Here is a 25,123-nt window from a genome sequence, read left to right on the forward strand (position 1 = left end):
TCCAGGGTTTTAGCGGGGACTTCGCGGGCGTTACGCTTCGATAGCGGCGCGAAGTTTTTTCATGGCGTTCTTTTCAAGCTGACGCACACGTTCTGCGGAAACGCCGTAGCGATCGGCCAGTTCCTGCAGCGTGGACTTGTTATCTTCGTCCAGCCAGCGGGCGCGGATAATATCCTGGCTACGCTCGTCGAGACCTTCCATCGCGTGGGTCAATTTGTTGGCGGCCTGATCTTCCCAGTTATCCTCTTCAATACCATCGGCAAAGTTAGAGGTTTTATCCTGCAGATACAGCACCGGCGCCATCGGCTGGCTGTCGGATTCGTCGTCCGTGGACATATCAAAAGTCATGTCCTGTGCCGCCATACGAGATTCCATCTCGCGAACGTCTTTGCTGGAAACCCCCAGCTCACGCGCGACCATTTCCACTTCATCCTGATTAAACCAGCCCAGACGCTGCTTGGTTTTACGCAGGTTAAAGAACAGCTTACGCTGTGCTTTGGTGGTCGCCACTTTCACGATACGCCAGTTACGCAGGACGTATTCGTGGATCTCAGCTTTGATCCAGTGCACGGCGAAGGAAACCAGGCGCACACCCACTTCCGGGTTGAAACGGCGCACGGCTTTCATCAGGCCGATATTACCTTCCTGAATCAGATCCGCCTGCGGCAGGCCATAGCCCGCATAGTTACGAGCAACATGAACAACAAAGCGCAGGTGAGACAGGATCAGCGTCTTAGCTGCTTCCAGATCGCCCTGGTAATGCAGCTTTTCAGCCAGTGCCCGTTCCTCGTCAGCCGACAACATCGGCCACGCGTTCGCAGCCCGGATGTAAGACTCCAGGTTACCAACAGGGGCTAAAGCTAAATTTTGCATTTCTTTGGTCATTCAAATCCTCTCAAGTTTTATCGTCTGACACCACAGCGATAGACAGCAACAACCGTGCCAGCGTTAATGAGCAACGAGATTAGCATTCACTCTTTTATCAGACCGTGATTTTATCCACAAGTTCAATGCAACGTTGTGTATAAATTACGCACAAATTGTGACATGAAGATGAAAAGCGGGGAAGAGGCGACAGCAACTCTTTCCCTGCGAACGGAAACCCATTGCAGGGAAAGATTATACCACGCTTTTATTAATCGGGAGTAAAGTGACGTAAATGTTGAACCGTCGCAAGCCACGCCGCCACCCAGCCAATCATCGAGCAAACCAGCAGCAGTAACAGGCACTCATCGAACGATAAGCCATTGAGATCAAACTTCGTTCCGAAAACCTGTGCCACTTCCGTAACCGCCGACGACAGTCGCAACACCAAAATTTCTGACAAAATCAGTGAAAGAAATGCGCCGGAAAAACCGAGCAACGCACCGCCGTAGAGGAACGGACGCAGGATAAATCCATCCGTTGCGCCAATCAGTTTTTGCACGTTAATGGTATCGCGGCGGGCAAAAATGCTCAGTCGCACGCTGTTACCAATGACGAGGAAGACAGCGGCAACCATGAGTACGCCAATCATCGCCGACACGCGCCCGACCAGTCCGGTCAGCGCCGCCAGACGGGCAAACCAGCTGTCGTCCATCCGCACTTCATCAATCCCGTTGATGCGGGAGACCCGGTCACGCAATGTGTTCAGCGAATCGGTGCTCTGGAAGTCGAGCTTCGGGATCACCACCGCCACCGCAGGTAATGGGTTCTCTTCCAGCATATCCAGCGCGCCGCCGAAACCGGACCAGTTGCGGAATTCGCCGAGGGCATCTTCACGGGAAAGATAATTCACCTTTTCCACGCCCTGCTCGGCCTGCAGTTGGGCGACAACGCCTGCCGCCGCATCATCATCCAGCGTTTTTTGCAGATAAACGGTTATCTGCGGAGACGGATAATACTGCGTCGCCGCCTGATTAACGTTTTTGTAGACCATGTAGCAGACGCTCGGCAGGGTCAGGGAGATAGCAATCACCATCACCGTCAGAAACGTCGCCAGCGGTTTGCTTTTCAGATCCTGTAACGCGCCCTGGAACGCATAGCGCACCTGCTCGTTAAAGACGTTGGTTTTACGCGAGTTCGGCTTTGGCGACGGTTTCGCCCGCTTCGGCGCGTTACGCCCACCGTCGCCGGAAGAGCCGCCGGAACGACGGAAACGGTCCAGTCGTCCACCGAACTGTTTGATTTGGTTGATAGCGTCGCGCTTATTCACGAGCTTCGCCTCCATGCAAGTGACCATCGCTCAGGGTGAGCATGCGGTACGAACGACGGGAAATGAGCCCAATGTCGTGCGTTGCCATCAGTACCGTCACCCCAACGCGGTTAAACTCTTCGAACAGACGCAGGATCCCTTCCGACAGCGCGTCGTCCAGGTTACCCGTCGGTTCATCCGCCAGCAGTACTGCTGGCTTGTTCACCACCGCACGGGCGATACCGACACGCTGCTGTTCACCGCCGGAGAGTTGAATCGGGAAGTTCTTCGCTTTGTCCAGCAGTCCGACCTTGTCCAGCGCCGCCGACACGCGACGACGAATATCATCCCCGCTTGCTCCGGCGATAATCAGCGGTATCGCCACGTTGTCGAATACCGTTCTGTCCATCAACAGGTGGTGATCCTGGAAAATCATGCCGATCTGACGACGCAAAAACGGCACTTCACGGTTTTTCAGTCGCGTGATGTCATGCCCACTGAAGAGAATTTTCCCGGCGCTCGGCCGCTCAATCCCACAGATAAGCTTCAGTAGGGTACTTTTCCCCGCGCCGGAATGGCCGGTCAGAAACGCCATCTCGCCTGGCTGCATATGGAATGTCACTCCCTGCAGCGCTTGTCTCCCACCGAGATAGGCCTTGCTGACATGTTCAAAGCGAATCATTGTTAATCCTCTCGGGCAAAAAGTGCCTCTATAAAATCGTCCGCCTTAAACGGACGTAAATCCTCGATACGTTCGCCCACACCAATATAGCGGATAGGGATGCCAAACTGATCGGCCACCGAGAAGATAACCCCACCTTTCGCCGTACCGTCCAGTTTGGTCAGGGTAATACCGGTCAGGCCCACCGCTTCATGAAACAGTTTGGCCTGGCTTATCGCATTCTGCCCGGTGCTGGCGTCAAGCGTCAGCATAACTTCATGCGGTGCGTCTTCGTCCAGTTTCTTCATCACGCGAACGATTTTTTTCAGTTCTTCCATCAGATGCGATTTGTTTTGCAGGCGACCTGCGGTATCGGCAATCAGCACATCAATGTGGCGCGCCTTCGCTGCCTGAATAGCATCGAAGATAACGGAGGCGGAGTCCGCGCCAGTGTGCTGGGCGATCACCGGAATATTGTTACGCTGGCCCCAGACCTGCAATTGCTCAACCGCCGCCGCGCGGAACGTATCGCCCGCTGCCAGCATCACCGATTTACCCTGTTGCTCAAACTGACGCGCCAGCTTACCAATCGTGGTGGTTTTCCCCACGCCGTTCACGCCGACCATCAGAATAACAAACGGCGTTTTGCCCTCAACGTTCAGCGGCTCATCGACTTTCGCCAGAATGTCGCCCATCTCGTCTTTCAGCAGACCGTACAGCGCCTCGGCATCTTTAAGCTGTTTGCGGCTGGCGCCTTCTGTCAGATTGGTGATGATTTTACGCGTGGTTTCCACGCCCACATCGGCAATCAGCAGTTGTTCTTCCAGTTCTTCAAACAGATCATCGTCGATTTTTTTACCACGGAACAGGCTGATAAATCCGGAACCGAGATTTTCTTTGGTTTTCAGTAAGCTGCGTTTCAGGCGCGCGAAAAAGCCTTCTTTGGTCGGTTTTTCCTGCTCCTGAGCGATCTCATCGACCGGCGCGTCGTCTTCCGCCACCGGCACGACCATCAACGCGTCTTCCGCGGCTTGCGCCGCCAGCGCCTGTGCTTCCAGCTCTTCGTCGGTCAGTTCCGGCTCGTTTTGCGCCTCTTCTTCCACCGCGTCAACAATCTCAACGGTTTCCGCTTCCGCCTGCCACTCTTGCGCTGAGGTTTCCTTTTCGGCGTTCACCTCTTCCGGCAGCGGCAGCTCTTCGTGTTCGACGGCAATCTGCGGCTCAACGCGCGCTTCAGCGACGGCGGGCGCGGGTTCAGCAGACTGGAACGTTTCGATTTCCTGAACTTGTTCAGTCACCTCAACCACTTCTTCAGCAAAGGCTTCTGTTTCTTCTTTGCTGTGAACCGGCGCTTGCGCTTCTACATCAACCGCCGTTTCAACGGGTGCGTCGGGCGGTAATTGCGCGTCAACACCCTGCTGCTCTTCGGTTTTTTGTTCTTGTTCCTGCTCTTTTTCACCAAAGCCCAGCCAGGAAAAGAAGCCACGTTTTTTCTGTTTTGCCATTTGCGATTACACCCCTCGCGGCCCTATGCATTTCATCTTTCAGGCTGCCTCTTTGTTGGCTGCGCTCAAAAACCCCAGTCACATCGTCTTCTATGCTCCAGGGGATTTTATCGCTTGCCGCCTCGATGCATCCTGAATGATTTTATGCATATATACATGGAAGCTAAAAAAATGATGAAATAGTCTATCACTTTACTTAATCCACATCACCGCCTGGAATCATCTGCAAGCGGCGGTTTGAGCAACAGAAATGAAAAAACCGAATCACTCTGGCAGCGGCCAAATCCGCATTATTGGCGGGCAATGGCGCGGCCGCAAACTCCCGGTCCCCGACAGCCCCGGTCTACGTCCGACAACCGACCGCGTGCGTGAGACGCTGTTTAACTGGCTGGCACCGGTGATGGTAGAGGCCCATTGTCTGGACTGTTTCGCCGGAAGCGGCGCGCTGGGGCTGGAAGCGTTGTCACGCTATGCCGCCAGTGCGACGCTGCTGGAGATGGATCGCGCGGTCTCTCAGCAATTACAAAAGAACCTGGCTACGCTGAAAGCAGGGAATGCAAAAGTCGTGAATACCAATACCCTGATATTCCTGGCGCAGCCGGGCACCCCGCACAACGTGGTGTTTGTCGACCCGCCGTTTCGTAAAGGGTTACTGGAAGAGACCTTAAGCCTGCTGGAAAATCACGGCTGGCTGGCAGATGTTGCCTGGATTTACGTGGAAAGCGAAGTGGAAAACGGTCTGCCGCCCGTGCCGACGAACTGGTCGTTGTACCGGGAAAAAATCGCCGGGCAGGTAGCGTACCGTTTGTATCAACGCGAAGCACAAGGAGAAAGCGATGCTGATTAATCTTGGTCGACTACTGATGCTCGGCGTGTGGGCATTCTTATTGTTAAACCTGGTGCAACCCTTCCCGCGCCCGCTCAACATCTTCGTTAACGTCGCCCTCGTGTTCATGGTGCTGATGCACGGCATGCAACTGGCGCTGCTGAAGTCCACCCTGCCCAAAGATGGGCCACAAATGACCACCGGCGAGAAGGTGCGTATTTTCCTGTTTGGCGTGTTTGAACTGCTGGTCTGGCAGAAGAAGTTTAACGTCAAAAAGTAATGCTACGGCTGAGCGACAAAATCGACGAAGCGCGATCCCTTGTAGCTCAGCGTCCCTTTCTCCCCCACCGTCAGCGCATAGTACTGCGTCGCGTCAAGGCGGAATGTCTTTTCCAGCCCACCGTTCTGCGGCTTAAAGCTGACCTCATAGCGCATGCTGGTTCCCGCCGGCGTGACCTGCTGCTGTCGGGAACGTCGGTCGTTGATGGGCTTTTCACGCTTATTGCTGACCACCATCTGCGCCTGCCGAAGCGGTGCCGCATCGTTATCGGCTTTTTCCCGCCGCTGCTGCATAAAGCGAAATGAGGCGGCAACAATAATTAACACAATGATAATAATGAAGAAAAGTGGCGGCTTACTCATATTGATAACCCATCAGAAAATGCGGAAATAAGCATACCTTGCCCGTTATGGTGTTGTCATCAGGTGGTCGCGGCCTCTACACTGAACACCAGGGTTGTGAGCATACCGCTTACGAAAAAATAACGAATTCAAGGAACTAAGATGCTTTGGTCGTTTATCGCTGTCTGCCTTTCCGCATGGTTATTTGTGGATGCCTCCTACCGTGGACCCACCTGGCAACGCTGGGTCTTTAAACCCGTCACCTTATTACTCCTGCTGTTACTGGCCTGGCAAGCGCCGATGTTCAACGCCGTGAGCTATCTGGTACTGGCCGGTCTTTGCGCTTCACTGGTTGGCGATGCGCTGACATTATTGCCGCGTCAGCGACTGCTCTACGCGATTGGCGCGTTTTTCCTTTCGCACCTGCTGTATACCATCTATTTTGCCAGCCAGATGACGCTCTCTTTCTTCTGGCCGCTGCCGCTGGTGCTGATGGTGCTGGGCGCACTGCTGATTGCGGTGATCTGGACACGTCTTGAAGAGTTGCGCTGGCCGGTATGTACCTTTATCGCCATGACGCTGGTCATGGTCTGGCTGGCCGGCGAACTGTGGTTCTTCCGTCCCACCGCGCCTGTGCTGTCGGCGTTTTTGGGCGCGTCGCTGCTGTTTATTGGCAACATTGTCTGGCTGGGCAGTCACTACCGCTGTCGTTTCCGTGCGGACAACGCCATCGCCGCCGCCTGCTACTTTGCAGGGCACTTCCTGATCGTCCGTTCGCTTTATCTCTAATAATGCTTGACTCTGGAGTCGACTCCAGAGTGTATCCTCCGGTTAATGAGAAAATTATCATCAACCGGAGGATGCCATGTCGATACCTGCTCACGATGGCAAAAAAGCCCCACAATTTTCATCTTTCAAGCCTGCGCCAACGCCGCAGAAGACCGATGACTGCTGCTGCGAAGGCGCGTGCTCGCCCCCTGAATCGGTTGTTGAAACGGTAAAAGGCACTCGCTACAGCTGGAAAGTGTCCGGGATGGACTGCGCCGCCTGCGCCCGCAAAGTGGAAAACGCCGTGCGCCAGGTCAGCGGCGTCAACCAGGTCCAGGTGCTGTTTGCTACCGAGAAACTGGTCGTCGACAGCAACGGCGATCTCCGTCAGCAAATCGAGAACGCGGTGCAAAAAGCGGGTTACACCCTGCGCGATGAACAGGCGAAGGAAGACGTCCCCGAATCCCGCTTTAAAGAGAACCTGCCGCTGCTGACGCTTACCGTCATGATGGCGCTCAGTTGGGGACTGGAGCAGTTTAACCACCCGTTCGGTCAACTGGCGTTTATCGCCACGACGCTGGTCGGCCTGTTCCCGATTGCCCGCCAGGCGCTGCGTCTGATTAAAACCGGCAGTTGGTTTGCCATTGAAACGCTGATGAGCGTCGCGGCTATCGGGGCGCTGTTCATCGGTGCCACGGCAGAAGCGGCAATGGTATTGCTGTTGTTCCTGATTGGCGAACGACTCGAAGGCTGGGCTGCCAGTCGCGCCCGCAAAGGGGTCAGCGCGCTGATGGCGCTGAAGCCAGAAACCGCGATGCGTTTGCGCGACGGCGTGCGAGAAGAGGTGGCAATCAACACCCTGCAACCGGGCGACATCATTGAAGTCGCCGCCGGGGGACGTTTGCCTGCCGACGGTAAACTGATCTCCGGTTTTGCCAGTTTTGATGAGAGTGCGCTGACGGGCGAATCGATCCCGGTAGAACGCGCCACCGGCGAAAAAGTACCGGCAGGAGCCACCAGCGTGGACCGTCTCGTCACGCTGGAAGTCGTCTGCGAACCGGGTGCCAGCGCGATTGACCGGATCCTGAAGTTAATCGAAGAGGCCGAGGAACGCCGCGCGCCAATTGAGCGTTTTATCGACCGCTTCAGCCGGATTTATACGCCGGCGATTATGGCCATTGCCCTGCTGGTGACGCTCGTCCCGCCGCTGTTGTTCGCCGGCGCCTGGCAGGAGTGGATTTATAAAGGGTTAACGCTGCTGCTGATCGGCTGTCCGTGTGCGCTGGTGATCTCCACGCCAGCGGCTATCACTTCCGGCCTGGCGGCGGCGGCCCGTCGCGGGGCATTGATTAAAGGCGGCGCGGCGCTGGAACAATTAGGCCGTATCACGCAGGTCGCCTTTGATAAAACCGGGACGCTGACCGTGGGGAAACCGCGCGTGACGGCGATTCACCCGGCGACCGGTGTCAGCGAGTCTGAACTGCTGACGCTGGCGGCGGCCGTCGAACAGGGCGCAACGCACCCGCTGGCACAGGCCATTGTGCGCGAAGCGCAAACCACAGGGCTGACAATCCTGCCCGCCGAAGGGCAACGGGCGCTGGTAGGCTCAGGGATTGAAGCGCAGGTGAATGGCGAAAGCGTTCTGATTTGCGCCGCCGGGAAACGTCCTGCCGACGCCTTTGCCGAAGAGATTAACCAACTCGAAAGCGCCGGACAGACCGTCGTTCTGGTTCTGCGCAACGAACGTGTAATCGGGGTAATCGCCTTGCAGGATACGCTGCGCGACGATGCCCGCACCGCCATCAGCGAACTTAACGCGCTGGGCGTGAAGGGTGTGATCCTGACCGGCGATAACCCGCGCGCGGCGGCAGCCATTGCCGGCGAACTGGGTCTGGCATTTAACGCAGGATTGCTGCCGGAAGATAAAGTGAAGGCGGTCACCGCGCTGAATCAGCAGTCACCGCTGGCGATGGTGGGTGATGGCATTAACGATGCGCCGGCAATGAAGGCCGCCGCCATTGGTATCGCGATGGGTAGCGGCACCGACGTGGCGCTGGAAACAGCGGACGCCGCGCTGACGCATAACCGCCTCACGGGGCTGGTGCAGATGATCCAACTGGCGCGCGCGACCCACGCCAATATTCGTCAGAACATCACCATTGCGCTGGGGCTGAAAGGGATATTTCTCGTCACCACGCTGCTCGGGATGACCGGCCTGTGGCTGGCGGTGCTGGCGGATACCGGGGCAACGGTGCTGGTCACCGCCAACGCCCTGAGATTGTTACGTAAAGGATAACGTGTTTTTGCCGGATGGCGGCGTTGCCTTATCCGGCCTACGAGCCGTGTGCGGTGCATTATCCTTTGTAGGCCGGATAAGCGTTAGCGCCATCCGGCGTCGCTTACTGGCCTTTACGCACCAGATAGCGATACGGCAGAGAGTCGGTCTCTTTTGCCACCAGCTCGTGTTCCATAAAGGTACAAAAACCGGGAATATCACGGGTGGTCGCCGGATCGTCCGCCACAATCAGCAGCGTTTCGCCGGTCTGCATGTTGCGTACGGTTTTACGCACCATCATTACCGGCTCCGGACAGCGGAGTCCCTGGGCATCAAGGGTATGGTCGGCAGAAGAAAACAGATCGCTCATCATGGTCTCATTCACTAAAAAAACGGCTGTAGTTTACGCTCAGTTCCGAAGTAAGCCAATCAGGTTAACGATTGCGTGAAAAATAGCCATTGCATTACCGCCGCAAAGCAGTATCATGCGGCGGCTTAAAAAAACGAAGACGCGTTATTGGCGCAGCCAGTTTATTTGAAGGCCAGCGCACAGCGCCCGACGCGTACACGGAGTACGTGCGGCGCGCGAGCACTGCCCGAAAGCAAAATGGCAGTAAAATAGCGTGTAGCACGAATTGGGTTCCCTCACCCCAATAACCATCAAAAAGGTACAATATGAACGCATTTACACAATCACAGCGCATGAAAGCGTTGTTCTGGCTATCGCTATTCCATTTGCTGGTGATCACCTCCAGCAACTATCTGGTCCAGCTTCCGGTCTCCATTTTTGGTTTCCACACCACCTGGGGCGCGTTTAGCTTTCCCTTTATTTTCCTCGCAACCGACCTGACCGTGCGGATTTTTGGCGCGCCGCTGGCCCGTCGAATTATCTTTGCGGTGATGATGCCGGCGCTGCTGATCTCCTATGTGATTTCGTCGCTGTTCTATATGGGTTCATGGCAGGGATTTGGGGCGCTGATGCACTTCAATCTGTTTGTCGCCCGTATCGCGGTCGCCAGTTTTATGGCCTACGCGCTGGGACAGATTCTCGATGTACACGTCTTTAACCGCCTGCGTCAAAACCGCCGCTGGTGGCTGGCACCGACGGCCTCGACGCTGTTTGGCAACGTCAGCGACACCCTCGCCTTCTTCTTTATTGCGTTCTGGCGCAGCCCGGATGCCTTTATGGCCGAGCACTGGATGGAAATCGCCATCGTCGATTACTGTTTTAAAGTGCTGATCAGCATCCTTTTCTTCCTGCCGATGTATGGCGTATTACTGAATATGTTGCTGAAAAAACTGGCAGATAAATCTGAAATCCCGGCGATGCAGGCAAGTTGAGCTAAAGGTTCCTTTTCCGGGTTGTGATAAGATGAACGGATGAGCCGTTATGGCCGTTTATCGAAAGGAAGAAGTCAATGCGTAATCTGGTTAAATATGTCGGTATTGGCCTGCTGGTTATGGGGCTGGCGGCCTGTGATAATAGTGATACGAAAGCGCCGGCAGAGGGCACGGCGGCAGAAAGCAACGCAACCGGTCAACCGGTTTCTCTGCTGGATGGCAAACTGAGTTTCTCCCTGCCGGCGGATATGACTGACCAGAGCGGCAAGCTGGGTACGCAGGCCAATAATATGCACGTTTACTCTGACGCGACCGGCCAGAAAGCGGTCATTGTCATCGTTGGTGATAACACTAACGAAGAGCTGTCTGTGCTGGCAAAACGTCTGGAAGATCAGCAGCGCAGCCGCGACCCACAACTGCAGGTGGTGACCAACAAATCCATCGAGCTGAAAGGCCACACGCTGCAACAGTTAGACAGCATTATCTCGGCGAAAGGCCAGACCGCTTACTCATCCGTCGTACTGGGTAAAGTGGATAACCAACTGCTGACCCTGCAAATTACGCTGCCGGCTGACGACCAGCAGAAAGCGCAAACGGCTGCGGAAAACATCATCAATACGCTGGTTATTCAGTAACCGTCAGGATGATGAAACGGCCTCTGGCGATTCCTGCGGAGGCCGTTTTTTTAACCGCCAGGTTAACAGTAGCGCAATCGCCACCAGACCCGCCGCCGCCAGGTAAATCACCGGCACGCCAGCCCAGCTCATCACCAGCCCGGCCAATGGCCCCGTCACCCCCAGCGACAGATCCATAAACACCGTATAGGTTGCCAGCGCCGAGCCCTGATTCTGCTGCGGCACGGCTTTTACCGCCACCACGCCAAGCGCCGGGAAGACCAGCGAGAAACCCATTCCTGCCAGCAGCACGCCGATTTTTGCCATCCACGGCATCATCGCCACGCCCACCAACAGCAGTCCGACAATCTCAACGCCAAAGCAGATCATCGCCACGTTCAGACCGCCCAGGCGGTTGATACCGTTAGGAAACAGCAGACGCGTACCGATAAAAGCACAGCTAAACAGGGTGAGCGCAAACGCCGCGCCGTCCCAGCCTTTGGCGTCATAGAACAGGGTGATAAAGGTGGCGATCACCCCAAAACCCGCCGAGGCCAGCGCCAGCGCCATCCCGTATAGCCAGACGCGTCCGAGCACCGCACGAAAGGGAAGTGGCTTTCCTTTACTCGCTTTCACCGCCGGGCGCGGAATCGCCAACAGAACCGCCAGCAGCGCGATCCCCATGATAATCAGCGCTAATCCCTGTAGTCCGCTCCAGTTGTAAAACAGCACGCCGAGCGGTGCGCCGACCGCCATCGCCCCGTAGGTCACAATACCGTTCCAGGAGATCACCCGTCCGATATGTAGCGAACCCACCACGCCTATTCCCCACAGCGTCGAGCCGGTCCCGGCGAAGCTCTGTCCAATCCCCAGAATGACGCGACCCAGACACAGCAGCAGCAAACTGGCGACCGGCCAACTGCTGACGCTTCCCGCCAGAAAATAGCCCGCGCCGCTGAGAAAACAGCCGCACAGACCAAAAACCACAATCTTTTTCGGACCGAGTAAATCCGCGTAGCGTCCGGCATGAGGGCGACTGAGCAAGGTCGCGAAGTATTGCAGGCTGATGACCAGTCCCGCCCAGAAGGCGCTAAAGCCCATCACATCATGGACATAGCCAGGCAGCACCGCGAGCGGCAGGCCGATGGTCAGGTAGCTGGCACAGTTAAACATCACAACAGAAACAATGCGCAGATTGAGGCGCAATCCATTAAGCGCCGGTTCAGCGACGGGTTCGGGCATGGGGACCACCACGTTTTTACAACAATGTTTCATTTCTATCATGCCACGCCGGGAAAATCAGCAGCCAGATTAGGAATATCGGCAGCAGGCCAGCCGCTACACTTAATGAAAATCAATAACAGGAAGCCACCATGACAACCCCTCAGCCCGATAAAACGGGTTTACATATTCTGCTCAAACTGGCCGCGCTGGTCGTCATTCTCGCCGGGATCCACGCCGCCGCAGATATCATTGTGCAACTCTTGCTGGCACTCTTTTTTGCCATTGTCCTCAATCCGCTGGTCACCTGGTTTATTCGCCGGGGCGTGAAACGCCCGGTGGCAATTACGATTGTGGTGGTTGTGATGCTGTTTGTGCTCACCGCGCTGATTGGCGTGCTGGCCGCCTCGGTTAACGAATTTATTGCCATGCTGCCAAGGTACAACAAAGAACTGACGCGCAAGGTCTTGTATGTACAGGAGATGATTCCATTTTTAAATCTACACATGTCCCCGGAACGGATGTTACAGCGAATCGACTCCGACAAAATTGTCACCTTCACCACCACGCTGATGACCGGGCTGTCGGGCGCGATGGCCAGCATCATTTTGTTGGTAATGACCGTCGTATTTATGCTGTTTGAAGTCCGCCATGTGCCTTACAAAATGCGTTTTGCGCTGCATAACCCGCAAATCCACATTGCCGGACTGCACCGGGCGCTGAAGGGGGTTTCGCACTATCTGGCGTTAAAAACGCTGCTCAGCCTGTGGACCGGGGTCATTGTCTGGTTGGGACTGGAATTGATGCACATTCAATTTGCCCTGATGTGGGGGGTGCTGGCGTTCCTGCTGAACTATGTCCCAAACATTGGCTCGGTGATTTCCGCCGTTCCACCGATGGTTCAGGCGCTGCTTTTCAACGGCATTTATGAGTGCGTGCTGGTGGGGGCGCTGTTCCTGGTGGTCCATATGGTATTAGGCAACATGGTTGAACCACGCATGATGGGGCATCGCCTGGGCATGTCGACGCTGGTGGTGTTCCTTTCCTTACTGGTCTGGGGCTGGCTGCTCGGCCCGGTGGGAATGTTGCTCTCCGTCCCTCTGACCAGCGTGTGTAAAATCTGGATGGAAACCACGACAGGCGGCAGCAAACTGGCCATATTACTGGGCCCGGGGAGACCGAAAAATAGATTACCGGGATAAACCTGCCCTACCAACCAGGGTAGTTTCATTCACTTACAGATGAAAGTACTATAAGGCGCGCTTTTGTTATCTGAGTATTTCAATAAGCGCGCGGTTTCCTTTGCAAAATGAGATGCAAAATGAGATCCAGCTCTTCCGCAGTGCATTTAATTCAAATTAAATGATATCGACAATGGAATTTAAGTGAGAATTAACTGACTAACGCCATGATAACCCGGAAGATAAATTACCTTCTGCGTTCACTCATTAATTACAAGAATTTCACCGCCGTTCGTCAAAGTTAACATTAATAATAGTCGGTATTATTGTAACTAAAACTAAATTCAGAAATGCATTCAACGTTAATATAAATAGTGATTTTGATAGGGAGTTTTCATGAAACAATACATTAAGTGGTTTGCGGCGATTGCGGTTGTTGGTGCGCTGGCGGGTTGTGCGCGTACTGCCCCCATCGATCAGGTTCACTCTTCGGTTACCGCAGGCCACACCCAGGATCAGGTAAAAAATGCGATTCTGAAAGCCGGCATTCAGCGTAAATGGATCATGACTGAAGCGGGTCCGGGGGTGATCAAAGCGCGTCAGCAGTCTCGCGATCACGTTGCGGAAGTGCGCATTACCTACACCGCTTCCAGCTACGATATCAAGTACGACAGCAGCCTCAATCTGCAGGCTTCTGGCGGTAAAATTCATAAAAACTACAACCGCTGGGTACGTAACCTGGATAAAGACATTCAGTTGAACCTGTCTGCGGGTGCAAATCTGTAATGACGCCTGAAGTCGGGCCGCGCGCGGCCCGATAACCTTTTTCGTTTTCTTAACAGGTTGTACTCGCCATGTACGAACAGGACTCCCTCAGCGCACTGGATGCGATCACTGAAGCGCAGCGTATCGCCTTCGCCCCCATGCTGTTTCAAACCGCGCTTTGCCTGCGAAATGCAGATGTGCTGGCTTATCTTGACCGCCAGGGTAAACAGGGTGCAACGCTTGAAGAGATCGCCGAAAACAGTCACGTCAACGAATATGCGGTCAGCGTTCTGCTGGATATGGGATTAAGCGGACGCATCATCACCCATCAAGCGGGACGCTATTATCTGGCGAAAATCGGACATTTCCTTTTGCATGACACCATGACTCGCGTGAATATGGATTTCACCCACGACGTCTGTTATCAGGGATTATTCTTTTTAGAAAATGCGCTGAAAGAAGGAAAACCATCCGGGTTAAAAGTATTTGGCGACTGGCCAACCATTTACCCGGCATTGTCACAATTACCACCGTCCGCGCGTGAAAGCTGGTTCGCCTTCGATCATTACTATTCTGACGGTGCGTTTGATGCAGCATTACCGCATGTATTCGCCAGTTGTCCTGCAACCCTGTACGATGTAGGCGGAAATACGGGTAAATGGGCAATACGCTGTAGCCAGTTCGACGAAAATATCGCGGTGACGCTATTAGATTTGCCACAACAAATTGCACTTGCCCGCGAAAATATCGAAAATGCAGGATTATCTGATCGCATCGATTTTCATGCGGTGGATATGCTTGGCGATGCGCCTTTACCCACAGAGGCCGATATCTGGTGGATGAGTCAATTTCTTGACTGTTTTTCACCGGAGCAAATTGTCGCCATGCTCAGCAAGGTTGCCCGTGTGATGAAGCCCGGTGCAAGGCTGTGCATTATGGAGCTGTTCTGGGATGCGCAGCGCTTTGAAGCCGCCTCATTCAGTCTGAATGCGTCTTCGCTTTACTTTACCTGCATGGCGAACGGCAACAGCCGTTTCTACAGCGCAGAGAAATTTTATGGCTATCTGGACAAGGCAGGGTTCCAGGTGGAAGAACGCCACGATAATTTAGGCGTTGGACATACTTTACTGATATGTCAGAAGAAAAAATAACAAAGTAGCATCAGAACGCTACTGGAATCACCGGTATACCGCGGACGCGCGTTGATGAAATTCTCACTAAACATTACCGACTGGCGGGCGATGGCGCCAGGTCTGGGCGAATCAATACAGTGGTTGCAATGGTCACGGCATCCGCACGCCATCGATCCGGCGGCGGCACAGGGAAAACTGCGTGAACTGCCAATGATGACCGCCCGTCGTCTTAGCTCCGGCAGTAAACTGGCCGTCGAGTGCGGGCTGGCGATGCTGCGTCGCCACGATATCGATGCGGTGCTGTACACCAGTCGGCACGGTGAACTTGAACGTAACTACCGCATTCTGCATGCGCTGGCGACCGAACAGGCGCTCTCACCGACCGATTTCGCGTTGTCGGTACACAATTCAGCGGTGGGCAACCTGACTATCGCGGCCAAACACCCCATCGTCTCGTCATCGCTTTCCGCCGGGCGCGATACCTTCCAGCAGGGGTTATGTGAAGTCATCTGCCTGCTACAGGCGGGTTATCAGCGCGTGTTGATGGTCGACTTCGACGGTTTTCTTCCCGAGTTCTACCACCCGCGACTCCCGGAAAATATGCCAACCTGGCCGTACGCCACCGCACTGGTCTGCGAAGCAGGTAACGACTGGGTGTGTGAGAGCGAACCGGTTCTGGCTGGCGCTGAAACCGCGCTCCCGCAAAGCCTGCTATTTTTACAGCACTATTTACTGAATGCCGAGGCGTTTACCCTCCCCGGCGAGCGCGTGCAGTGGCACTGGAGTCGGACATGAAAGGGGTCATCTCCTCGTTGAACCGACTCTGGCGGATCGCCATGACCGGCTTCTGCTTCGCCCTCTTCGGACTCGGCGGGCTGCTGCTTTCGGTCGTCTGGTTTAACGTTTTGTTAGTTTTCGTATGGGACAACGCCCGCCGCCGCCGCATTGCCCGGCGCAGTATCGCCGCCAGTTTCCGTCTCTTTTTAACGGTGACCCGCGTGCTGGGCGTGCTGGATTATCAGATGAAAGGGGTGGATATTTTGCGTCAGGAACGCGGATGTCTGGTGGTCGCGAATCACCCCACCCTGATCGATTATGTACTGCTGGCGTCGGTGATGCCCGAAACAGATTGTCTGGTGAAAAGCGCGCTGCTGAAGAACCCATTTCTCAGCGGCGTGGTGCGCGCCGCGGATTATCTGGTGAACAGCCAGGCGGACGCCCTGTTACCGGCCAGTCAGCAACGACTGGCGCAGGGCGATACGATTTTGATTTTCCCCGAAGGCACCCGCACCCGTCCGGGCGAAGCCATGACGCTGCAACGCGGCGCGGCGAATATCGCCGTGCGCTGCGGCAGCGATATTCGCGTAGTGACCATCCATTGCAGCCAGCGCATGCTGGATAAAGAAAGCAAATGGTATCAGGTGCCGCCAACTAAACCGCTGTTTACCGTCGAGGTACGCGAGCGGGTGAAGCTCGACCACTTTTACGACGCAAATTTACAAGAACCGGCGCTGGCGGCAAGACAGCTAAACCGGCATCTTTTGCTTCAATTACAACCAGGTACGTTACCTCTCTCAGGAATTAATGATGCAAGCGCTTTATCTTGAAATTAAAAATCTCATCATAACCACATTGAATCTGGACGAACTGTCGACAGACGACATTGAAACCGAGGCGGCGCTGTTTGGCGACGGCCTGGGACTGGACTCAATTGATGCCCTGGAACTGGGACTGGCGGTAAAAAATCAGTACGGCGTGGTGCTTTCTGCGGAAAGCGAAGAGATGCGTCAGCACTTCTTCTCCGTCGCCACGCTGGCATCGTTCATTAATGCGCAACGTGCCTGAGGAGAGTCCGCTATGACCGATCAACACGCCATCTATGACGAAGTCTCTGCGCTGCTGGTTAAGCTGTTTGAGATAGATCCACAGGACATTAAACCTGAGGCGCGTCTGTACGAAGATCTGGAACTGGACAGCATCGATGCGGTCGACATGATCGTCCATTTGCAAAAGAAGACCGGTAAGAAGATCAAACCGGAAGAGTTCAAAGCCGTACGCACCGTGCAGGATGTCGTTGACGCGGTAGAACGCCTGCTTAAAGAAGCCTGATTCGCCGTGTCGGGCGTTCGCACATTGCCTGTGCTGACAGGCGTGCTGTTACTCGCCTGGCCTTTCCTGATTTGGTTTGGTCTGGCGCATCATAGCCTGCAGTGGTTACTGCCGCTGATGGCGCTGCTGCTGTTCTTACGCTTTCGCCAGACCCGGCGACAGGCGGGACCGTTGCGCGTGGTCACCCAGGTGGTGGCGGCGGTGGGTATCACGCTGTGCATCGCCAGTTACCTGCTTAAAACCCATCAGCTTCTGCTGTTTTATCCGGTTGTGGTGAACGCCGTCATGCTCGCCGTTTTTGGCGGCTCGCTCTGGTCTTCCATGCCCATAGTGGAACGACTGGCACGATTGCGCGATCCCCAACTCCCGGATGCGGCGGTGCGTTACACCCGCCGGGTGACGCAGATCTGGTGCGCCTTTTTTATCTTCAATGGCGGCGTGGCGCTGTTTACCGCTCTCCATGGCGATATGGCGATGTGGACCGCGTGGAATGGCATGATTGCCTACCTGCTGATGGGCCTGCTCATGGGCAGCGAATGGCTGATACGCCGTCGGATGATTAATCGAGATTTGCAATGAAGCAGACCCTGACGCTTGCCGAATGGCTCACCTCCCCTCGTCCGGCGAACACGCCCATCGCCTGGCTGGACGAACGTCACTGGACGCTCGGTCACTTGCGCCACGATGTCGCACGGTTGATGGCGCACCTGCAACAGCAGGAAGGCAGTCGCTGGGCACTCTGTTTTGAAAACAGCTATCTGTTTATCGTTGCGCTGCTGGCCGCCCTGCATGCGGGGAAAACGCCTGTGATTCCAGGGCATAACCGCGTCTCTTTGCTGGACGAGCAGCGGGCGTTGTTTGACGGTGTGCTGAGCGATAAAACGCTCGGCTGGCAGGGACCGCTGTGGGTTGTCAGCTCAGCCATGACGCTCAGCGACGAGGCGTTTATCTTCCCGCCCCTGCGCCACGATGCGTTTATCGAGCTGTTTACCTCGGGCTCGACCGGGCAGCCGAAACGTATCGTCAAACCCGTTGACCGTCTGGACCATGAAGCCGAACTGTTGGCAGCGCGCTTTGCCGACCGCCTGGCAGGCTGCCGGATAGTGGCCTCGGTTGTACCACAGCATCTGTACGGTCTGACGTTCCGCATTTTCCTGCCGATGGCGCTGGGCCTGCCGCTGCATGCGGCCATGCTTTACTATGCGGAACAACTGGCCGCGCTGGGCCGCGAACATCGCTATGTGTTTATCAGCAGTCCGGCGTTTTTAAAACGCCTCGACCACCAGCTTCCTGCGCCGTCGGTGGACATGATCCTCTCGGCAGGCGGCATGTTGCCGTGGCAGGACGTGACGCAGACCGCCGCCTGGCTGAACGTCTGGCCGGATGAGATCTACGGCAGCACCGAGACCGGCATTCTGGCCTGGCGCTATCGTCAACAAGAGAATGTCACCTGGCTGCCCTTCCCCGGCGTGTCATTTACCGCAGAAGATGAAGCATTTCGCGTCTTCTCTCCGCTGATCGCCGACGCTAACGGTCTGCTGCTTGACGATATCCTGCAGTTTGAGCCAAACGGCCAGTTCCGCCTGATGGGACGCCGTGGGCGAGTGGTCAAAATTGAAGAGAAACGCATTTCGCTCAGCGAAGTTGAGCAACGCCTGCTGGAGCTGGAGGGCATCCGCGACGTCGCCGCCCTGCCGATTGCGCGTGGCGGTCGCCAGGGGGTGGGCGTACTGCTGGTCCTGAATGACGAGGCGCGCCAGCGCTGGCAGAACAGCGGCGGAAAAACCCAGGAGCTGACGTGGCGACGGGCGCTGCTGCCGTGGCTGGAGCCGGTCGCCGTACCGCGTTACTGGCGGGTCATCGACGAAATCCCGGTCAACAGTATGAATAAGCGTGTCTATGCGCAATTACAGGAGTTGTTTCATGATACCCCATGAAATTGAGCGCCATCAGGCACAGCCCCAACAGATTGAGGTCGTCCTGCATCTTGATCCTTCCCTTTTCTGGTTCAGCGGCCATTTTGCCGTGCAGCCGCTGCTGCCGGGCGTCGCGCAGATGGACTGGGTGATGCACTATGCCACCACCCTGCTCGCCCCCGGCTGGCGTTTTCACAGCATTCAGAACGTGAAGTTCCAGGCACCGCTGCTGCCGGAAAACACCGTCACGTTAACCCTGAGCTGGCAGGAAGCACGTCAGCTCCTGACGTTTAGCTATCAACGCCACGATGGCGATGCGCGCCATACCGCCAGCAGCGGGAAGATCCGGCTATGTCGTTGACCTTGTCCCCCTGCGTGCTGATCCCCTGCTATAACCACGGCGCCATGATGTCGCGCGTGCTGGCACGCCTGCAGCCATTTAATCTGCCGTGTATTGTGGTGGACGACGGCAGCGACGCGGCTACGCAGCAGGAACTGGACAGGCTCGCCGCAGGCACCGCAAACCTGACCTTAATTCGTCTGGCGGAAAACGCCGGCAAGGGCGCGGCGGTGATCCGCGGATTAGAGGCGGCCGCAGAGGCCGGATTTACCCATGCCGTCCAGGTCGACGCCGACGGTCAACATGCGATTGAAGACATTCCAAAGCTGCTGGAACTGGCACAGGCGCACCCCGCCGCGCTGATCTCCGGACAGCCGATTTACGATGATTCCATCCCCCGTTCGCGCCTGTACGGACGCTGGATAACCCACGTCTGGGTGTGGATTGAAACCCTTTCGCTGCAACTGAAAGACAGCATGTGCGGCTTTCGCGTCTACCCGGTCAGCCCCACGCGCCAACTGGCGCAACGGGTCACGCTCGGCAAGCGGATGGATTTCGACACCGAAGTGATGGTGCGTCTCTGGTGGCAGGGCACCCCCAGCTATTTTGTCCCGACCCGCGTGACGTATCCGCCGGACGGGCTGTCGCATTTCGATGCCTTCAAAGATAACTGTCGTATTTCACTGATGCACACGCGCCTGTTCTTCGGCATGTTGCCCCGCATCCCGTCGCTGCTGTTGCGTCGAGCGTCACCGCACTGGGCGCAGCAGCAGGAAGTGAAAGGGCTATGGGGAATGCGCCTGATGCTGTGGGTATGGCGTCTGCTGGGGCGTAGGGCGTTCACGCTGCTGCTCTGGCCTGTTGTCGGCGTGTACTGGCTGACCGCAGCCCCCGCGCGCCGCGCGTCACAGAACTGGATCGCCCGCGTGCGTGCGCAGTTGACCGCGCACCAGAGACCCGTGCCGGCTAACCTCTCCAGCTATCAACACTTCCTGCGCTTCGGCAACGCGATGCTCGATAAAATCGCCAGTTGGCGCGGTGAGCTGCATTTTGGCCGCGACGTGGTATTTGCGCCTGGGGCAGAAGAGGCGCTGAACGTCAGCGATCCCCGCGGTAAACTGCTGCTGGCCTCGCACCTGGGCGATGTTGAAGCCTGCCGCGCGCTGGCGCAGTTGCAGGGCAGCAAAACCATCAACGCGCTGGTATTCAGCGATAACGCCCGGCGCTTTAAGCAGATTATGGAAGAGATGGCGCCGCAGGCCGGACTCAACCTGATGCCGGTGACCGACATCGGCCCGGACACCGCCATTGCGCTCAAAGAGAAGCTGGAGCGTGGAGAATGGATTGCCATCGTCGGCGACCGCATCGCGGTGAATCCGCAGCGCGGCGGCGAATGGCGCGTCTGCTGGAGCCGTTTTATGGGGCAAGCCGCCCCGTTCCCACAGGGGCCGTTTATCCTCGCCTCGATTTTGCGCTGCCCGGTGGATCTCCTCTTTGCTCTACGCCAGCAGGAGAAGCTGTGCGTTCACTGCGAGCCATTCGCCGACCCGCTGGTATTGCCGCGCGCCGACCGCCAACAGGCGCTACAGCAGACCATCGACCGCTATGCCGAACGCCTTGAGCACTACGCGCTACAGTCGCCGCTCGACTGGTTTAACTTTTTCGATTTCTGGCAGTTGCCGGAACCCAAAAACAAGGAGTAAAGGGTGCTGAACGATCCCCGCTTTACGGCTGAAGTCGAGCTAACCATTCCGTTTCACGACGTCGATATGATGGGCGTGGCGTGGCACGGCAACTATTTCCGTTACTTCGAGATCGCCCGCGAAGCGCTGCTTAACCAGTTCGACTACGGCTATCGCCAGATGAAAGCCTCCGGCTACCTGTGGCCGGTGGTGGATACCCGCGTCAAATACCGCAATCCGTTGACCTTTGAGCAGCGCATTCGCGTACGCGCGCGCCTGGAAGAGTTCGAAAACCGCCTGCGCATTGGCTATGAAATTTTCGACGCCGAAAGCGGGAAACGCGCGACCACGGGGTACACCATTCAGGTCGCAGTGGAAGAGAAAAGCCGCGAGATGTGCTTCGTCTGCCCGGACATACTGTTTGAACGCATGGGGGTGATGCCATGAGGTTTCTGCCGCTGCTGGCGCTGCTCATTAGCCCGTTCGTCAACGCCCTGACGCTTGACGAGTTGCAACAGCGCTTTACCGAACAGCCGGTGATCCGCGCACATTTCGATCAAACCCGGACGATTAAGGATCTGCCGCAGCCGTTGCGATCCGCGGGAACGATGTTGATCGCCCGCGACCAGGGACTGTTGTGGGATCAAACCCGGCCGTTCCCGATGCAACTACTGCTGGACGATACGCGAATGGTACAGGCCATCAACGGTCAGCCGCCACAAACCATCACCGCCGACAACAACCCGCAGATGTTTCAGTTTAACCACCTGCTGCGTGGGCTGTTTCAGGCTGACCGCAAAGTGCTGGAGCAAAACTTCCGCGTGGAGTTTGCTGATAGCGGAGAAGGCCGCTGGACCCTGCGCCTGACGCCGATCACCACGCCGCTGGATAAGATCTTCGCCACTATCGATTTGGCAGGGAAAACGTATCTGGAACGCATTGAGCTGAACGACAAACAGGGCGACCGCACCGATATCGCACTTTCTCAACACCAACTGACGCCTGCGCAACTGACCGATGACGAACGCCAACGCTTTGCCGCACAGTAAACGCCCCGCGCTGTTATGGGGAATCGCCTGCATTATGATGCTGGGCGTGTTGCTGATGTTGCTGCCTCAGGCGCGGCTCAATAGCAGCGTACTGGCGATGCTGCCAAAACAGGCTCTGGGGGCGATTCCCCCGAGCCTGAATGACGGCTTTATGCAGCGTCTTGACCGTCAACTGGTCTGGCTGGTCAGTCCCGGCAAAAAGGCCGATCCGACGATCGCCCGCGACTGGCTGGCGATGCTGCAACAGTCACAGGCATTGGCAGAGGTGAAGGGCCCGATGGATGCCGACAGCCAACAGGCGTGGGGCGCGTTCTTCTGGCAGCATCGCAACGGCCTGATCGACCCGCAGACCCGTGCCCGTTTGCAAAACGGCGGCGAGGCGCAGGCGCAATGGATTCTTTCTCAGCTCTATTCCGCGTTTTCCGGCGTCAGCGGTAAAGAACTCCAAAACGACCCGCTGATGCTCATGCGCGGCTCACAGCTGGCGATGGCCGAAAACGGTCAGCGTCTGCGGCTGATGGACGGCTGGTTAGTCGCGCAGGACAGCCAGGGAAACTACTGGTATCTGCTGCATGGCGAACTGGCCGGTTCATCGTTCGATATGCAACAGACGCATCATCTGGTGACCACGCTCGGCACGCTTGAAGGGGAGCTGAAAGCGCGCTATCCGCAGGCGCAGTTGCTGTCGCGTGGAACGGTATTCTACAGCGATTACGCCAGCCAGCAGGCAAAGCAGGATGTTTCCACGCTCGGTGTGGCGACGGTGCTGGGCGTGCTGCTACTGATTGTCGCGGTGTTCCGTTCGCTACGTCCGCTGCTGCTGTGTCTGCTGTCGATTGCCGTGGGCGCGCTGGCGGGAACCGTCGTCACGCTGCTTACCTTCGGTGAACTGCATCTGATGACGCTGGTGATGAGCATGAGCATCATTGGCATCTCCGCCGACTACACGCTGTACTACCTGACCGAACGGATGGTACACGGCGCTGAAACCTCGCCCTGGGAAAGCCTGGCGAAAGTGCGTAACGCGCTGTTGCTGGCGCTGCTGACCACCGTCGCGGCATACCTGATTATGATGCTCGCCCCCTTCCCCGGCATTCGCCAGATGGCGGTGTTTGCGGCCGTGGGGCTGAGCGCCTCCTGCCTGACCGTGATTTTCTGGCACCCGTGGCTGTGCCGTGGACTACCGGTGCGCCCGGTTCCGGCGATGGTGTTGATGCTGCGCTGGCTTGCCGCCTGGCGACGTAATAAAAAACTCTCCGTGGGTCTGCCGGTGGCACTCGCGCTTTTCGCGCTGGCCGGGCTGGCGACCCTGCGTGTGGACGACGATATCTCGCAGTTGCAGGCGCTACCGCAGCACATTCTGGCACAGGAAAAAACCATTACCGCGCTGACCGGACAGAGCGTCGATCAGAAGTGGTTTGTGGTGTACGGCGACTCCGCGCAGCAGACGCTGGAACGGCTGGAGGCCTTTGTCCCGGCGCTGGTACAGGCGAAAAAAGAGGGGCTGCTCAGCGGCTATCGCACGATCCCGCTGAATTCACTGCCCCGTCAGCAGCAGGATCTCATTTTGCTGAGAAACGCCGCGCCCGCCGTCACTCACGCCCTCAACAACGCCGGACTGACGACGGTCAACCCCGATCTCACCCCTATGCCCGTCACCGTCGATGCCTGGCTTGCCAGCCCGGCCAGCGAAGGCTGGCGACTGCTGTGGCTGAGCCTGGCCGACGGCGAAAGCGGTGTACTGGTGCCGGTAGACGGCGTCAAACAAAGCGCCGCGCTCAACGCGCTCAGCGAGAAATACCCCGGCGTCGCATGGGTGGATCGCAAAAGTACCTTTGACGCACTGTTTGCGCTGTACCGTAACGTGCTGACCGGACTGCTGTTTGTCGCGCTGGCGGTGATTGCCTGCGGCGCGATCGCCCGGTTGGGCTGGCGCAGCGGCGTCGTTAGCCTCGTGCCGTCGGTACTGTCTTTGGGCTGTGGCCTGGCGGTACTGTCATTGAGCGGTCATGCGGTCAATCTGTTCTCGCTGCTGGCGCTGGTACTGGTGCTGGGAATCGGTATTAACTACACGCTGTTTTTCAGTAATCCGCGCGGAACGCCGTTGACCTCCCTGTTAGCCATCTCGCTGGCAATGATGACCACGCTGCTGACGCTCGGCATGCTGGTCTTTAGCGCCACCCAGGCGATCAGCAGTTTTGGCATTGTGCTGGTTAGCGGCATTTTCACCGCGTTCCTGCTTTCCCCTCTGGCGATGCCGACGAAAAAAGAGAAAAAACGAGAATGATGAAACGTATTTTTGCCGGATGGCGGCTGCGCCTTATCCGGCCTACCTGGTCAACACGTTGGCGTAGGCCCGATAAGCGTTGCGCCATCGGGCAATTAGCACTGTGCCTCTTCGCGCTGATCCTCACCGGCTGCAGCCATTCGCAGAAGGCGCAAGAAGGCCGACCGCAGGCATGGCTGGAGCCGGGCACGCGGGTGACGCTGCCTGCGCCGGGCATTTCTCCGGCAGTGAACGCTCAGCAATTGCTCACCGGCAGCTTTAACGGCAAAACGCAGTCGCTGCTGGTGATGCTGAATGCTGATGACAAAAAGATCGCGCTGGCGGGGCTGTCGTCGGTCGGCATTCGTCTGTTCCTCGTGACCTACGACGACAAAGGGCTGCACACCGAGCAGTCCATTGTGGTTCCACAACTGCCGCCCGCCAGTCAGGTGCTGGCAGACGTCATGCTCAGCCACTGGCCCATTAGCGCCTGGCAGCCGCAGTTACCGAAAGGCTGGACGCTGACGGACAGCGGCGACACGCGTGAACTGCGCAATGCCCGTGGCAAGCTGGTGACAGAAATCACCTACCTGAACCGCAAAGGCAAACGCGAGCCTATCAGCATCGAACAGCATGTCTTTAAATACCACATCACCATTCAATACCTGGGTGACTGA

28 protein-coding genes are annotated in these 25,123 nt (G+C 56.7%); 21 read left to right on the plus strand and 7 right to left on the minus strand.

The features are described 5' to 3' along the window. Positions 1-30 precede the first annotated feature (30 nt). The 4 genes from rpoH to ftsY all read right to left on the minus strand — a co-directional run bounded on the left by rpoH (position 31) and on the right by ftsY (position 4,339). A complete protein-coding gene (gene rpoH / locus QQZ17_RS12010; RefSeq protein WP_042323016.1) occupies positions 31-885 on the minus strand; it encodes an RNA polymerase sigma factor RpoH in 855 nt (284 codons plus the stop codon). A 250-nt stretch (positions 886-1,135) separates the two neighbouring features. After that, positions 1,136-2,194, minus strand: a complete 1,059-nt coding sequence (ftsX, locus tag QQZ17_RS12015; RefSeq protein WP_042998480.1) for a permease-like cell division protein FtsX — start codon at positions 2,192-2,194, stop codon at positions 1,136-1,138. Further along, entirely contained in the window at positions 2,187-2,855 is a 669-nt protein-coding gene (ftsE, locus tag QQZ17_RS12020) for a cell division ATP-binding protein FtsE (RefSeq protein ID WP_042998481.1), read from the minus strand. Before ftsE ends, ftsX begins: the two co-directional genes overlap by 8 nt. 2 nt (positions 2,856-2,857) lie before the next feature. Further along, complete coding sequence (gene ftsY, locus QQZ17_RS12025) at positions 2,858-4,339, minus strand: signal recognition particle-docking protein FtsY (protein ID WP_152400366.1); 1,482 nt, start codon at positions 4,337-4,339, stop codon at positions 2,858-2,860. Positions 4,340-4,589: 250 nt separating this feature from the next. On the opposite strand from ftsY, the gene rsmD reads away from it, so the two are divergent. Both rsmD and QQZ17_RS12035 read left to right on the plus strand, forming a co-directional pair. Next, complete coding sequence (gene rsmD, locus QQZ17_RS12030) at positions 4,590-5,186, plus strand: 16S rRNA (guanine(966)-N(2))-methyltransferase (RefSeq protein ID WP_152400368.1); 597 nt, start codon at positions 4,590-4,592, stop codon at positions 5,184-5,186. Next, on the plus strand, positions 5,176-5,445 hold the full coding sequence (locus QQZ17_RS12035; protein WP_042998484.1) for a DUF1145 family protein: 270 nt from the start codon (positions 5,176-5,178) through the stop codon (positions 5,443-5,445). The genes rsmD and QQZ17_RS12035 overlap by 11 nt, the downstream gene beginning before the upstream one ends. A gap of 2 nt (positions 5,446-5,447) precedes the next feature. On the opposite strand, the gene QQZ17_RS12040 is transcribed toward QQZ17_RS12035, so the two are convergent. After that, a complete protein-coding gene (locus QQZ17_RS12040) occupies positions 5,448-5,807 on the minus strand; it encodes a DUF2500 domain-containing protein (protein ID WP_152400370.1) in 360 nt (119 codons plus the stop codon). Positions 5,808-5,948: 141 nt separating this feature from the next. On the opposite strand from QQZ17_RS12040, the gene QQZ17_RS12045 reads away from it, so the two are divergent. Both QQZ17_RS12045 and zntA read left to right on the plus strand, forming a co-directional pair. Beyond that, positions 5,949-6,575, plus strand: a complete 627-nt coding sequence (locus tag QQZ17_RS12045; RefSeq protein ID WP_152400372.1) for a lysoplasmalogenase — start codon at positions 5,949-5,951, stop codon at positions 6,573-6,575. Between the two features lie 76 nt (positions 6,576-6,651). Beyond that, positions 6,652-8,850 carry a Zn(II)/Cd(II)/Pb(II) translocating P-type ATPase ZntA gene (gene zntA / locus QQZ17_RS12050; protein WP_152400374.1) on the plus strand — a complete coding sequence of 733 codons (2,199 nt, stop codon included), beginning with the start codon at positions 6,652-6,654 and terminating at the stop codon, positions 8,848-8,850. Positions 8,851-8,953: 103 nt separating this feature from the next. Here zntA and tusA read toward each other — a convergent pair whose 3' ends face one another. Continuing rightward, positions 8,954-9,199 (minus strand): sulfurtransferase TusA, encoded by a 246-nt coding sequence (tusA, locus tag QQZ17_RS12055; protein WP_152406215.1) that lies wholly within the window; start codon positions 9,197-9,199, stop codon positions 8,954-8,956. A gap of 305 nt (positions 9,200-9,504) precedes the next feature. On the opposite strand from tusA, the gene QQZ17_RS12060 reads away from it, so the two are divergent. Together QQZ17_RS12060 and QQZ17_RS12065 are read left to right on the plus strand one after the other, a co-directional pair. Continuing rightward, complete coding sequence (locus QQZ17_RS12060; RefSeq protein ID WP_152400376.1) at positions 9,505-10,170, plus strand: 7-cyano-7-deazaguanine/7-aminomethyl-7-deazaguanine transporter; 666 nt, start codon at positions 9,505-9,507, stop codon at positions 10,168-10,170. A 77-nt stretch (positions 10,171-10,247) separates the two neighbouring features. Continuing rightward, a complete protein-coding gene (locus QQZ17_RS12065; RefSeq protein ID WP_044327800.1) occupies positions 10,248-10,805 on the plus strand; it encodes a DcrB family lipoprotein in 558 nt (185 codons plus the stop codon). Between the two features lie 3 nt (positions 10,806-10,808). Here QQZ17_RS12065 and QQZ17_RS12070 read toward each other — a convergent pair whose 3' ends face one another. Then, entirely contained in the window at positions 10,809-12,059 is a 1,251-nt protein-coding gene (locus QQZ17_RS12070) for an MFS transporter (RefSeq protein ID WP_152406216.1), read from the minus strand. A gap of 98 nt (positions 12,060-12,157) precedes the next feature. Here QQZ17_RS12070 and QQZ17_RS12075 point away from each other — a divergent pair, with 98 nt between their 5' ends. The 15 genes from QQZ17_RS12075 to QQZ17_RS12145 all read left to right on the plus strand — a co-directional run bounded on the left by QQZ17_RS12075 (position 12,158) and on the right by QQZ17_RS12145 (position 25,123). Then, positions 12,158-13,207, plus strand: coding sequence for an AI-2E family transporter (locus tag QQZ17_RS12075; RefSeq protein ID WP_152400379.1), 1,050 nt, complete (start codon positions 12,158-12,160; stop codon positions 13,205-13,207). Positions 13,208-13,594: 387 nt separating this feature from the next. Then, entirely contained in the window at positions 13,595-13,972 is a 378-nt protein-coding gene (locus QQZ17_RS12080) for a hypothetical protein (RefSeq protein ID WP_125369396.1), read from the plus strand. Between the two features lie 68 nt (positions 13,973-14,040). Next, positions 14,041-15,102 (plus strand): methyltransferase, encoded by a 1,062-nt coding sequence (locus QQZ17_RS12085; protein ID WP_152400381.1) that lies wholly within the window; start codon positions 14,041-14,043, stop codon positions 15,100-15,102. 54 nt (positions 15,103-15,156) lie between these two features. Beyond that, the gene (locus tag QQZ17_RS12090; protein ID WP_152400383.1) at positions 15,157-15,879 is read left to right on the plus strand and encodes a beta-ketoacyl synthase chain length factor; all 723 of its coding nucleotides are present in this window, start codon (positions 15,157-15,159) and stop codon (positions 15,877-15,879) included. Continuing rightward, a complete protein-coding gene (locus QQZ17_RS12095) occupies positions 15,858-16,691 on the plus strand; it encodes a lysophospholipid acyltransferase family protein (protein WP_371305785.1) in 834 nt (277 codons plus the stop codon). Before QQZ17_RS12090 ends, QQZ17_RS12095 begins: the two co-directional genes overlap by 22 nt. Continuing rightward, the gene (locus QQZ17_RS12100; RefSeq protein ID WP_042323054.1) at positions 16,672-16,929 is read left to right on the plus strand and encodes a phosphopantetheine-binding protein; all 258 of its coding nucleotides are present in this window, start codon (positions 16,672-16,674) and stop codon (positions 16,927-16,929) included. The genes QQZ17_RS12095 and QQZ17_RS12100 overlap by 20 nt, the downstream gene beginning before the upstream one ends. Positions 16,930-16,941: 12 nt before the next feature. Then, entirely contained in the window at positions 16,942-17,193 is a 252-nt protein-coding gene (locus QQZ17_RS12105) for an acyl carrier protein (RefSeq protein WP_042323056.1), read from the plus strand. A gap of 6 nt (positions 17,194-17,199) precedes the next feature. Beyond that, positions 17,200-17,772 carry a COG4648 family protein gene (locus QQZ17_RS12110; RefSeq protein WP_152400391.1) on the plus strand — a complete coding sequence of 191 codons (573 nt, stop codon included), beginning with the start codon at positions 17,200-17,202 and terminating at the stop codon, positions 17,770-17,772. Then, on the plus strand, positions 17,769-19,130 hold the full coding sequence (locus QQZ17_RS12115) for an AMP-binding protein (protein WP_152400393.1): 1,362 nt from the start codon (positions 17,769-17,771) through the stop codon (positions 19,128-19,130). Before QQZ17_RS12110 ends, QQZ17_RS12115 begins: the two co-directional genes overlap by 4 nt. Then, positions 19,117-19,470 carry an ApeI family dehydratase gene (locus tag QQZ17_RS12120; RefSeq protein WP_152400395.1) on the plus strand — a complete coding sequence of 118 codons (354 nt, stop codon included), beginning with the start codon at positions 19,117-19,119 and terminating at the stop codon, positions 19,468-19,470. Before QQZ17_RS12115 ends, QQZ17_RS12120 begins: the two co-directional genes overlap by 14 nt. Beyond that, a complete protein-coding gene (locus tag QQZ17_RS12125) occupies positions 19,461-21,152 on the plus strand; it encodes a glycosyltransferase family 2 protein (RefSeq protein WP_152400396.1) in 1,692 nt (563 codons plus the stop codon). Before QQZ17_RS12120 ends, QQZ17_RS12125 begins: the two co-directional genes overlap by 10 nt. A 3-nt stretch (positions 21,153-21,155) precedes the next feature. Beyond that, positions 21,156-21,578: an acyl-CoA thioesterase gene (locus QQZ17_RS12130; RefSeq protein WP_152400398.1), complete on the plus strand. Its 423-nt coding sequence runs from the start codon at positions 21,156-21,158 to the stop codon at positions 21,576-21,578. Beyond that, positions 21,575-22,180, plus strand: coding sequence for a LolA family protein (locus QQZ17_RS12135; protein ID WP_152400400.1), 606 nt, complete (start codon positions 21,575-21,577; stop codon positions 22,178-22,180). The genes QQZ17_RS12130 and QQZ17_RS12135 overlap by 4 nt, the downstream gene beginning before the upstream one ends. Further along, complete coding sequence (locus tag QQZ17_RS12140) at positions 22,149-24,467, plus strand: MMPL family transporter (RefSeq protein ID WP_152400402.1); 2,319 nt, start codon at positions 22,149-22,151, stop codon at positions 24,465-24,467. Before QQZ17_RS12135 ends, QQZ17_RS12140 begins: the two co-directional genes overlap by 32 nt. Further along, positions 24,464-25,123 (plus strand): DUF3261 domain-containing protein, encoded by a 660-nt coding sequence (locus tag QQZ17_RS12145; protein WP_235922445.1) that lies wholly within the window; start codon positions 24,464-24,466, stop codon positions 25,121-25,123. The genes QQZ17_RS12140 and QQZ17_RS12145 overlap by 4 nt, the downstream gene beginning before the upstream one ends.

It is taken from the genome of Citrobacter sp. T1.2D-1, from assembly GCF_950098555.1.
In the GTDB taxonomy this organism is placed as follows: Bacteria; Pseudomonadota; Gammaproteobacteria; order Enterobacterales; family Enterobacteriaceae; genus Citrobacter_A; species Citrobacter_A telavivensis.